Below are 13142 nucleotides of genomic sequence, written 5' to 3'. Positions count from 1 at the left end.
TTGCCAGTAACATCCCGGACAATACGCCCCTTTCAAAATTCAACAAGAGCTACAAGAAATGACTGCTGCTATCTATTTGGTTAAAGGTCGTGAGAAATCGGTTAAGCGAAAGCACCCTTGGATTTTCTCTAGAGGTATCAATAAAGTTGAGGGTGAACCAAAACTTGGCGAAACCGTTGATGTATTCACTTACGATGGAAAATGGCTAGCAAAAGCCGCGTATTCTCCGGTTTCTCAAATTCGTGCTCGTATTTGGAGTTTTGAAAAAGAAAATATTGATAAAGCGTTTTTCGTTAAGCGTTTGAAACATGCACAACTTCTCCGTGAAGACATCATCGAGCGAGATGGCCTTACTGGTTACCGTTTAATTGCCGGAGAATCAGATGGCCTTCCGGGCGTAACTATCGACCGTTACCAAAACTTTTTTGTATGTCAGTTGTTGAGTGCCGGAGCCGAATACAATAAGCCCGCTATCATTGAAGCATTAATCGAATGCTTCCCGGAAAGCAATATTTACGAACGCTCTGATGTGACCGTTCGTAAAAAGGAAGGCTTAGACGAAACGACTGGTGTTCTGCATGGTGAAGAACCTCCGAAGTCTGTCGTTATCGAAGAGAATGGCGTAAAAATCAGTGTTGATATCGTTGGTGGCCACAAAACTGGTTTCTATCTAGACCAACGTGATAGTCGCCAACAGTCGATGAAATACATGAAAAATAAAGAAGTTCTCAACTGCTTCTCTTACACTGGCGGCTTCGGCCTTTATGCTCTTAAAGGTGAGGCAAAGCGCGTAATTAATGCCGACGTTTCTCAGCCAGCACTCGACACTGCAAAACACAACGCAGAATTGAACGAATTTGATATTTCGAAAAAGCGCGCCGTGTTTCTAAACGCAGACGTATTTAAGCTGCTTCGCGAGTATCGTGACCAAGGCACAAAATTTGATGTTGTGATTATGGATCCGCCTAAATTTGCGGAGAGTAAAGCGCAACTCAACGGCGCTTGCCGTGGTTACAAAGATATCAATATGTTAGCCATGCAAATTCTAAAACCGGGTGGCACGTTGCTAACCTATTCTTGCTCGGGACTAATGGATCAAGTGTTATTCCAGAAAATTATTGCAGACGCTGCCTTAGACGCGAACCGCCAGGTGAAGTTTGTAGAGCGTTTTGAGCAAGCAGCGGATCATCCAACTGATACTGCTTATCCTGAAGGTTTCTACCTAAAAGGCTTTGCATGTAAAGTGCTTTGACACCGCTTCAATGGCGTTGTTAAGAAAAAACGGAGCTTTTCGCTCCGTTTTTTCTCTCTTCTATTATTCTCTTAATTGCTCAAGATTAGAAATCAGACTATTGGCAATATCGGCTGCAGAAGCACCATCAAAGTTAACCTCCAACTGTTGTCCATCTTTGTTGATGGTTAAGGTTGAGTTCCCGGAGCCTTCAGTTATAGACAAGGATATGCTATTCACTTGACCAGAAAAATCACCAGACTCAAAGTCATCAAGCAATGCCGACATATCGGTGCCAGACACATCATCAAATAGATCTCTTAGTTCAAGTTTATCACCTTCTGACGCATCAAAGTCTGTCACTGAGTCCACAGCATCATCCATTTGAGTCCAAACAAAGGTATCTTCATCGCCTCCACCAGTAAGGATATCGTAGTCTAAACCTCCGATTATGATATCTTCACCTGCATTACCTGAAATAGTATCCTCTCCTTCTCCACCAAGTAAGATATCGGCACCTGCTGTACCGATAAGCGCATCGTTATCATTTCCGCCCACGCCTGGAACACTGCCAGCACTGCCGGTGACAGAGACAGTAAGTGCACCTATATCAAAATCACCGTTTGACGATTCAGTTCGATAAGAGATTCTCGCACTGTCTCCATCATCCAAATTATTTGACGGGATAAAGACCAATTGATTGTCTACGATGAGCACTTGACCTTTACTTGAATCAACCACTGCGTCAGCTAATGTCAATGTGGCTGCGTTGTCGTTATTGGTGTCGTTTGAAAGCACATCAACCACTATTGGTGTGCCTTCAGGTGTAGATGCAGCATCATCAACGGCCTCGACAGAATTTGGCTCTAAATCAAACGAAACGGTTTCTACAATAGTATCTCCATCACCGTCTGTTAGTACATAATCGAAATCAAACTGTGTTGCAACTGCAATCGATGAAGCAAAGAAGGTGTACTCCCCAGTATTCAAGTCGATAACCACAGAATTTTGACTATCTACTACAAGCGTTACTGTTTCTTCAACAATATCAACAATCGCCGTTGCTCCTGTATTGTTGGCACCATCATCCACCGTAATGGTTGTGCCATCAAACATCACCGTAATACCTGTTGCACCACCATAGTTAAACGACGATACATAACCACCATCAGCACCAAAGAATGACGTACTTCCACCCATACCAGACGAACCTAAAGCGCCTGTAATTGGTGTAACGACCGATTGGATAAGTATCGCTGGAAGGCTATTGATATCCGGAACAATTATTGGTGAAATTTGCTTATCTATAGGGTTGTTCGCATCATAGGCAACTGGCTCTAAGAACTGAGTCGACGCCCCACTACCAATACCATAAGCAAGTCCTGTTACATTGTATTGCTCTAGCTGCGCTTCCCAATCCGCCTGTTCTGTCGCATTAATCTGATTCCCAGGAGTGTTAGGGTTACCATCCGACAGGAAATAGCTGAGGTTGTTTGCGTCTTCAAGTAACTCAACATTACCCCATACGTCATCTTCGACAGCAAGTGCAATGGCATCGTCATAGTCCGTACCACCACCTGCAGTTAAACCATTGATCAGATCGATAGCTTGATCAACATCCATCCAAATTGTCGTTAAATCATTAGGTAAACTGTTATCTGACGATTCATTACCACTTTCACCAAGAATATTCGCGTTACTACTAAAAGTCGTGATTTGAACTTTGGTATCTCCAAGCAGTTGATATTCTAATAACAATGCTATCGATGCACTTTTCAGCACATCAAGACGCGAAGTAACGACATTAAAGCTCGAACCCGTGACAGAGTCCCATCCCATCGAACCTGATACGTCTAAGATTAACTGAACATTGGAGCCAGTTGTTTGCATGGCATTAACGTCTTCGACAACCATTTCAGCAAATGGTGAATCATCTTCAATGGCGACTGTAGCGGTTGCTGAGCTAGTAACACCGAACGCATTTGATGCAATAACAGGAACTTCTAAATCTATCACATCTTCACCACCACCATCTGGGTGATCGACTTTTCCTAGTAACTCAGCCGATAAATTGCCTAGTTCATCAACCGACACCTCGATAATAGGCTGACCGCTTGCGGAACCTGTTAGTGTTTTATCGCTGTTCGATAATGTCCAAACTAAGGTGTCCCCACCACTTGAGATTAGTGCCGTTGGAAGACCCAATGTCACACTCTCAACCGTAGAATCTAAATTAAGTGTGTCGGTATCATTAATGGAATCTGTTGTATCAGTGAAACCTGCCAATGCGGCACTGTCGACATTCGCGTCGGACAAACCTTCTTCAGATACGCTCAACGTTACACCAGAAATCGTTGGTGGTATCGCTGGATTAACCGCAAATGATCCAGAAACACTATCTCCATCGGCATCCGTTACTGTATACCCAAAGTCGATATAACCATCACCTATTGGCTGGCTGAGTGGCTCGTACTGAACGAACTCCCACTTACCTGTACTCGGCGTAAACTGCACTTCGAACGCAACAACATTATCCGTTGAACCAACTAAGCGATTAAGGTTTTGCGGATCGACGCTGACCGTAATATCGTCACCATCTGCGGTCTTTAAACCAGACTCTGCACCTGTTAATACTGTTGTTCCTGGACCATCAGCACCGTAGGTAGAACTAATCGTTCCTTCTGCAGACGCGATCGGAGTGCCGCCATCAGAACCAATAAAGGTAATGGCTCTAACAGTAAAGTCACTATTATCTTCGATATTCGAAGCATTACCATTACCCGTTGCTTCCAGAATGATCTGGTCGAAACCACCTTGTTGAACACTAAAGTTTGCTGCGAAATCGCCACTCTGAGCATCTGAACTAAATGTTTGCTGGGCAATCAGTACGCCATCTCGATAGAATGACGCCAGCCCTTCTTCTAGTTCACCACCAAACATTTTGGCAAATTCAATTTCAGCACCAAATGCAACTTTATCGCCTAAATCTATAATGAGTTTTTCAGATACTCCTTGCTCGTTAGCAAAGCGGTAATCGATCTCGTTATCCAATGGGAAGCCGTTATCACCTGAACTTTTAACACCAATACCATCTGAAGACTGATTGATTTGTGCAGCACCAAGCGTAACCGATTCATCTGAAAGAAAACCTTCAGCTGTGACTACAACATCACCAAAAGATCGGCTGAAAGAGTCTGACCCATTACCTATAAAACTAACTTGCCCAGTAATAACATCAGGGATATTCAGGTTTGTTACATCTACAGCTTGTACATTGTTAGGAACCGATGGGCGGTCATCTTCAACGACAATGTTTAGGCTTTCAGACGTTGTGCTTTGACCGTCACTGACTGAAATCTGCAAATCAAAGTCAATGATATCTTCAACATCGTTCACCGGATGATCTAGTGGTTCAAATAATGTGACGGTGTAACCCCAAGATCCTTGTCCTGAGACGGCAGGTTCAGTGAGGACGACTGTTGCAACAACAGCCAAACTCGCAGTAGAAGCCGTCAATGTTTGATTATTACTGTTCCATACCCAAGAGATCGGTTCCCCGCCCGATGTAAGCGTATTTGGACCAGAAAGAACTACGGAAACATTTGCGGTATCAGGGTCTCCAACCGTAAATGTTCCTGAGAAACTGGCAGCATTTACAGTGTCGGTAGGTGAACCAGTATTGTCAGGAATACCATCGGTTAAACCTTCTTCCGAAACAACAACATCGATGACATCAGAGATAGTCGGAGGTGCATCGTTGTCGATAATGGTTGCGTTACCGAGATCTGAGCCTGATACAGGGCCAACGCCGACAACAGAAACGCTAAAGTCCTCATCTTGCTCAAATATTGCATCATTTACAGTATCAATGCGCACATCGAACTCGGTTAAGCCAGCTGGAACCGTGACTACGCCGGAGGCGGGAACCGTGGTCCAGCCTGATCCAGTGTTGTATTCCAAGGTGCCTAGATCCCCTGCTTCGGTATCGCCGAGGTTTAAGCCTAACTCGACTTGAACCTCCGCTTCAGAGGCGTTCGATAAGGTGACTTTGAAGTTGGCGGTTTCCCCTTCGTTAATCGTGCCTGCATCGCTGATGGACACCATCGGACGGTCATCATCTGGATCCTGACCGGGGCCATTGCCGTCATCGACGATGGTCGCTGTGCCGGTGTCGCTGCCTTGCACCGCACCCACTCCCGTGACATCCACACTGAAGTTTTCTGCGCCTTCATACACTTCGTCGTCAATCGACGCAATACGTACATCGAATTCCGTCAAGCCAGCTGGAACCGTGACTACGCCGGAGACGGGCACCGTGGTCCAGCCCGAGCCGGTATTGTATTCCAAGGTGCCGAGATCCCCTGCTTCGGTATCGCCAAGGTTTAAGCCTAACTCGACTTGAACCTCCGCTTCGGAGGCATTAGTCAGTGACACGACAAAATTCGCCGTCTCTCCTTCATTAATTGTGCCCGCATCGCTGATGGACACCATCGGACGGTCATCATCTGGATCCTGACCGGGGCCATTGCCGTCATCGACGATGGTCGCCGTGCCGGTGTCGCTGCCTTGCACCGCACCCACTCCCGTGACATCCACACTGAAGTTTTCTGCGCCTTCATACACTTCGTCGTCAATCGACGCAATGCGCACGTCGAATTCCGTCAAGCCAGCTGGAACCGTGACTAAGCCGGAGGCGGGCACCGTGGTCCAGCCCGAGCCAGTATTGTATTCCAAGGTGCCGAGATCCCCTGCTTCGGTATCGCCAAGGTTTAAGCCTAACTCGACTTGAACCTCCGCTTCGGAGGCATTAGTCAGTGACACGACAAAATTCGCCGTCTCTCCTTCGTTAATCGTGCCTGCATCGCTGATGGACACCATCGGACGGTCATCATCTGGATCCTGACCGGGGCCATTGCCGTCATCGACGATGGTCGCCGTGCCAGTGTCGCTGCCTTGCACCGCACCCACTCCCGTGACATCCACACTGAAGTTTTCTGCGCCTTCATACACTTCGTCGTCAATCGACGCAATGCGCACATCGAATTCCGTCAAGCCTGCCGGAACCGTGACTACGCCGGAGGCGGGAACCATGGTCCAGCCCGAGCCGGTGTTGTATTCCAAGGTGCCGAGATCCCCCGCTTCGGTATTGCCGAGGTTTAAGCCTAATTCGACTTGAACCTCCGCTTCAGAGGCGTTCGATAAGGTGACTTTGAAGTTGGCGGTTTCCCCTTCGTTAATCGTGCCTGCATCGCTGATGGACACCATCGGACGGTCATCATCTGGATCCTGACCGGGGCCATTGCCGTCATCGACGATGGTCGCCGTGCCGGTGTCGCTGCCTTGCACCGCACCCACTCCCGTGACATCCACACTGAAGTTTTCTGCGCCTTCATACACTTCGTCGTCAATCGACGCAATGCGCACATCGAATTCCGTCAAGCCTGCCGGAACCGTGACTACGCCGGAGGCGGGCACCGTGGTCCAGCCTGAGCCAGTGTTGTATTCCAAGGTGCCTAAGTCGCCTGCTTCGGTGTCGCCAAGGTTTAAGCCTAACTCGACTTGAACCTCCGCTTCAGAGGCGTTCGATAAGGTGACTTTGAAGTTGGCGGTTTCCCCTTCGTTAATCGTGCCTGCATCGCTGATGGACACCATCGGACGGTCATCATCTGGATCCTCGCCCGGGCCATTGCCGTCATCGACGATGGTCGCCGTGCCGGTGTCGCTGCCTTGCACCGCACCAACCCCCGTGACATCCACACTGAAATTTTCTGCGCCTTCATACACTTCGTCGTCAATCGACGCAATGCGCACATCGAACTCGGTTAAGCCTGCCGGAACCGTGACTACGCCGGAGGCGGGCACCGTGGTCCAGCCTGAGCCAGTGTTGTATTCCAAGGTGCCTAAGTCGCCTGCTTCGGTGTCGCCAAGGTTTAAGCCTAACTCGACTTGAACCTCCGCTTCAGAGGCATTCGTCAGTGACACGACAAAATTCGCCGTCTCTCCTTCATTAATTGTGCCTGCATCGCTGATGGACACCATCGGACGGTCATCATCTGGATCCTGACCGGGGCCATTGCCGTCATCGACGATGGTCGCCGTGCCGGTGTCGCTGCCTTGCACCGCACCAACCCCCGTGACATCCACACTGAAATTTTCTGCGCCTTCATACACTTCGTCGTCAATCGACGCAATGCGCACATCGAACTCGGTTAAGCCTGCCGGAACCGTGACTACGCCGGAGGCGGGCACCGTGGTCCAGCCCGAGCCAGTATTGTATTCCAAGGAGCCGAGATCCCCTGCTTCGGTATCGCCAAGGTTTAAGCCTAACTCGACTTGAACCTCCGCTTCAGAGGCATTCGTCAGTGACACGACAAAATTCGCCGTCTCTCCTTCATTAATTGTGCCCGCATCGCTGATGGACACCATCGGACGGTCATCATCTGGATCCTGACCGGGGCCATTGCCGTCATCGACGATGGTCGCTGTGCCGGTGTCGCTGCCTTGCACCGCACCCACTCCCGTGACATCCACACTGAAATTTTCTGCGCCTTCATACACTTCGTCGTCAATCGACGCAATGCGCACATCGAACTCGGTTAAGCCTGCCGGAACCGTGACTACGCCGGAGGCGGGCACCGTGGTCCAGCCTGAGCCAGTGTTGTATTCCAAGGTGCCTAAGTCGCCTGCTTCGGTGTCGCCAAGGTTTAAGCCTAACTCGACTTGAACCTCCGCTTCAGAGGCATTCGTCAGTGACACGACAAAATTCGCCGTCTCTCCTTCGTTAATCGTGCCTGCATCGCTGATGGACACCATCGGACGGTCATCATCTGGATCCTGACCGGGGCCATTGCCGTCATCGACGATGGTCGCCGTGCCGGTGTCGCTGCCTTGCACCGCACCAACCCCCGTGACATCCACACTGAAATTTTCTGCGCCTTCATACACTTCGTCGTCAATCGACGCAATGCGCACATCGAACTCGGTTAAGCCTGCCGGAACCGTGACTACGCCGGAGGCGGGCACCGTGGTCCAGCCCGAGCCAGTATTGTATTCCAAGGAGCCGAGATCCCCTGCTTCGGTATCGCCAAGGTTTAAGCCTAACTCGACTTGAACCTCCGCTTCAGAGGCATTCGTCAGTGACACGACAAAATTCGCCGTCTCTCCTTCATTAATTGTGCCCGCATCGCTGATGGACACCATCGGACGGTCATCATCTGGATCCTGACCGGGGCCATTGCCGTCATCGACGATGGTCGCTGTGCCGGTGTCGCTGCCTTGCACCGCACCCACTCCCGTGACATCCACACTGAAGTTTTCTGCGCCTTCATACACTTCGTCGTCAATCGACGCAATGCGCACGTCGAATTCCGTCAAGCCAGCTGGAACCGTGACTAAGCCGGAGGCGGGCACCGTGGTCCAGCCCGAGCCAGTATTGTATTCCAAGGTGCCGAGATCCCCTGCTTCGGTATCGCCAAGGTTTAAGCCTAACTCGACTTGAACCTCCGCTTCGGAGGCGTTCGATAAGGTGACTTTGAAGTTGGCGGTTTCCCCTTCGTTAATCGTGCCTGCATCGCTGATGGACACCATCGGACGGTCATCATCTGGATCCTCGCCCGGGCCATTGCCGTCATCGACGATGGTCGCCGTGCCGGTGTCGCTGCCTTGCACCGCACCCACTCCCGTGACATCCACACTGAAGTTTTCTGCGCCTTCATACACTTCGTCGTCAATCGACGCAATGCGCACATCGAACTCGGTTAAGCCTGCCGGAACCGTGACTACGCCGGAGGCGGGCACCGTGGTCCAGCCTGAGCCAGTGTTGTATTCCAAGGTGCCTAAGTCGCCTGCTTCGGTGTCGCCAAGGTTTAAGCCTAACTCGACTTGAACCTCCGCTTCAGAGGCATTCGTCAGTGACACGACAAAATTCGCCGTCTCTCCTTCATTAATTGTGCCTGCATCGCTGATGGACACCATCGGACGGTCATCATCTGGATCCTGACCGGGGCCATTGCCGTCATCGACGATGGTCGCCGTGCCGGTGTCGCTGCCTTGCACCGCACCAACCCCCGTGACATCCACACTGAAATTTTCTGCGCCTTCATACACTTCGTCGTCAATCGACGCAATGCGCACATCGAACTCGGTTAAGCCTGCCGGAACCGTGACTACGCCGGAGGCGGGCACCGTGGTCCAGCCCGAGCCAGTATTGTATTCCAAGGAGCCGAGATCCCCTGCTTCGGTATCGCCAAGGTTTAAGCCTAACTCGACTTGAACCTCCGCTTCAGAGGCATTCGTCAGTGACACGACAAAATTCGCCGTCTCTCCTTCATTAATTGTGCCCGCATCGCTGATGGACACCATCGGACGGTCATCATCTGGATCCTGACCGGGGCCATTGCCGTCATCGACGATGGTCGCTGTGCCGGTGTCGCTGCCTTGCACCGCACCCACTCCCGTGACATCCACACTGAAGTTTTCTGCGCCTTCATACACTTCGTCGTCAATCGACGCAATGCGCACGTCGAATTCCGTCAAGCCAGCTGGAACCGTGACTAAGCCGGAGGCGGGCACCGTGGTCCAGCCCGAGCCAGTATTGTATTCCAAGGTGCCGAGATCCCCTGCTTCGGTATCGCCAAGGTTTAAGCCTAACTCGACTTGAACCTCCGCTTCGGAGGCGTTCGATAAGGTGACTTTGAAGTTGGCGGTTTCCCCTTCGTTAATCGTGCCTGCATCGCTGATGGACACCATCGGACGGTCATCATCTGGATCCTCGCCCGGGCCATTGCCGTCATCGACGATGGTCGCCGTGCCGGTGTCGCTGCCTTGCACCGCACCCACTCCCGTGACATCCACACTGAAGTTTTCTGCGCCTTCATACACTTCGTCGTCAATCGACGCAATGCGCACATCGAACTCGGTTAAGCCTGCCGGAACCGTGACTACGCCGGAGGCGGGCACCGTGGTCCAGCCTGAGCCAGTGTTGTATTCCAAGGTGCCTAAGTCGCCTGCTTCGGTGTCGCCAAGGTTTAAGCCTAACTCGACTTGAACCTCCGCTTCAGAGGCATTCGTCAGTGACACGACAAAATTCGCCGTCTCTCCTTCATTAATTGTGCCTGCATCGCTGATGGACACCATCGGACGGTCATCATCTGGATCCTGACCGGGGCCATTGCCGTCATCGACGATGGTCGCCGTGCCGGTGTCGCTGCCTTGCACCGCACCAACCCCCGTGACATCCACACTGAAATTTTCTGCGCCTTCATACACTTCGTCGTCAATCGACGCAATGCGCACATCGAACTCGGTTAAGCCTGCCGGAACCGTGACTACGCCGGAGGCGGGCACCGTGGTCCAGCCCGAGCCAGTATTGTATTCCAAGGAGCCGAGATCCCCTGCTTCGGTATCGCCAAGGTTTAAGCCTAACTCGACTTGAACCTCCGCTTCAGAGGCATTCGTCAGTGACACGACAAAATTCGCCGTCTCTCCTTCATTAATTGTGCCCGCATCGCTGATGGACACCATCGGACGGTCATCATCTGGATCCTGACCGGGGCCATTGCCGTCATCGACGATGGTCGCTGTGCCGGTGTCGCTGCCTTGCACCGCACCCACTCCCGTGACATCCACACTGAAATTTTCTGCGCCTTCATACACTTCGTCGTCAATCGACGCAATGCGCACATCGAACTCGGTTAAGCCTGCCGGAACCGTGACTACGCCGGAGGCGGGCACCGTGGTCCAGCCTGAGCCAGTGTTGTATTCCAAGGTGCCTAAGTCGCCTGCTTCGGTGTCGCCAAGGTTTAAGCCTAACTCGACTTGAACCTCCGCTTCAGAGGCATTCGTCAGTGACACGACAAAATTCGCCGTCTCTCCTTCATTAATTGTGCCTGCATCGCTGATGGACACCATCGGACGGTCATCATCTGGATCCTGACCGGGGCCATTGCCGTCATCGACGATGGTCGCCGTGCCGGTGTCGCTGCCTTGCACCGCACCAACCCCCGTGACATCCACACTGAAATTTTCTGCGCCTTCATACACTTCGTCGTCAATCGACGCAATGCGCACATCGAACTCGGTTAAGCCTGCCGGAACCGTGACTACGCCGGAGGCGGGCACCGTGGTCCAGCCCGAGCCAGTATTGTATTCCAAGGAGCCGAGATCCCCTGCTTCGGTATCGCCAAGGTTTAAGCCTAACTCGACTTGAACCTCCGCTTCGGAGGCGTTCGATAAGGTGACTTTGAAGTTGGCGGTTTCCCCTTCGTTAATCGTGCCTGCATCGCTGATGGACACCATCGGACGGTCATCATCTGGATCCTCGCCCGGGCCATTGCCGTCATCGACGATGGTCGCCGTGCCGGTGTCGCTGCCTTGCACCGCACCCACTCCCGTGACATCCACACTGAAGTTTTCTGCGCCTTCATACACTTCGTCGTCAATCGACGCAATGCGCACATCGAATTCCGTCAAGCCAGCTGGAACCGTGACTACGCCGGAGACGGGCATCGTGGTCCAGCCTGAGCCAGTGTTGTATTCCAAGGTGCCGAGATCCCCCGCTTCGGTATCGCCAAGGTTTAAGCCTAATTCGACTTGAACCTCCGCTTCGGAGGCATTCGTCAGTGACACGACAAAATTCGCCGTCTCTCCTTCATTAATCGTGCCTGCATCGCTGATGGACACCATCGGACGGTCATCATCTGGATCCTGACCGGGGCCATTGCCGTCATCGACGATGGTCGCCGTGCCTAAAACGGGGGTATTTTGCTCATCAGTACTTCCTGAAAGTGTGAAGGTTTCTGGACCTTCGAGCACGGAGTCATCTACAGAGTCTAAAGAAACGGTAAAAGTGCTCTCGCCAGAAGGTATCGATACAGTAAAAGCACCGTTCTCATCGACTTGAACCTCCTCCGTTGAGCCATCAGAAAAGGTCACAAGTACCGTATCATCAATATAGTCGACACCAACTTGGTCAGATAAACCACCAGTAGCGGAATCATCTAATAACGAAAAATTGATGTTGGTATTGTCTTGAATTGGCTGGCTCAGCGTAATATCAAAGAAAACTCGATCACCCTCATTAACTACCGGGTTCGAGATATCCTGAACAAAGTTTGTCTCGGGTAATGGCGCGTTTCTCGCTTGAATATATTCAAGTAAAGAGAGTGCTTGAGTACTTGACAGTCCAATACCATCAATACCGCTTGTCTCAAAATTGGTACTTGCTAGTGATTCGGCACCAATTCGATCTACCGCGCCCGTTGTCTGCGGGCTAGACCCAATATTTTCACCCGCTGCAGTTTCAAACTCTTCACCAAGCTGAGTTGGGTCATCTCCACTCGCTATCGCTTCAATCAGTGCAGTAATATCATCGGTTACATTTATCGCGCTGCCTTGCGGTGTCACTTGTTCGATGACAAGCTCTGAAGTGTCTGAAACCTCTTCAATAATTAATTCCCCGGGTTGAGGTAATTGTCCTTCTTCTAAGATTCTAATTTCCCCATCCAGCCCGATAACTACTATGTTGCCCATTAATGAGCTCAAAGTTAGTCGATCCATATCTACCTCACCCCAATTCAAACCAAGTTAAAAGTTTGTTACTTCTACATTTACGTCTATAGTTTAGTCAAAATCATTATATTTTCGTTATATGTGTGATTTATATTTTCGTTGTATGTGTGACTGTAAATAGTTAAAGCGATTAATAACTCAAGGGGTGAGGTTATTTGAAAGCCATGAATTACACAGGTCGTGAAGCGCTATGATATTAAGAATTCAAGCTTTTCTTCTGTTTAATCCCACTGAGTTGCTAAGCAATATTTTCCACATGGTCTAGGATTTAAAGGGAGAACCTTTGGATTTTTTTTGAATAAAAGTCTTGGTTTAACAGTCGGTTGAGATATTACTTATCCAA

2 protein-coding genes are annotated in these 13142 nt (G+C 50.6%); one reads left to right on the top strand and one right to left on the bottom strand.

What is annotated here, in order from left to right:
• Positions 1–58 precede the first annotated feature (58 nt).
• A complete protein-coding gene (locus tag AC3D28_RS04095; RefSeq protein ID WP_488535629.1) occupies positions 59–1252 on the top strand; it encodes a class I SAM-dependent methyltransferase in 1194 nt (397 codons plus the stop codon).
• A gap of 63 nt (positions 1253–1315) precedes the next feature.
• Here AC3D28_RS04095 and AC3D28_RS04090 read toward each other — a convergent pair whose 3' ends face one another.
• Entirely contained in the window at positions 1316–12787 is an 11472-nt protein-coding gene (locus AC3D28_RS04090) for a Calx-beta domain-containing protein (protein WP_488535628.1), read from the bottom strand.
• Positions 12788–13142: the final 355 nt, after the last annotated feature.

The sequence above is a fragment of the Vibrio sp. TAP-3B genome, assembly GCF_057784735.1.
This window is presented reverse-complemented; position numbering and strand designations above follow the sequence as displayed.

Excerpts from the sequence above, each read along its gene's own strand:
- AC3D28_RS04090 (WP_488535628.1), bottom strand. The coding sequence starts at position 12,787 with ATGGATCGACTAACTTTGAGCTCATTAATGGGCAACATAGTAGTTATC.
- AC3D28_RS04095 (WP_488535629.1), top strand. The coding sequence starts at position 59 with ATGACTGCTGCTATCTATTTGGTTAAAGGTCGTGAGAAATCGGTTAAG.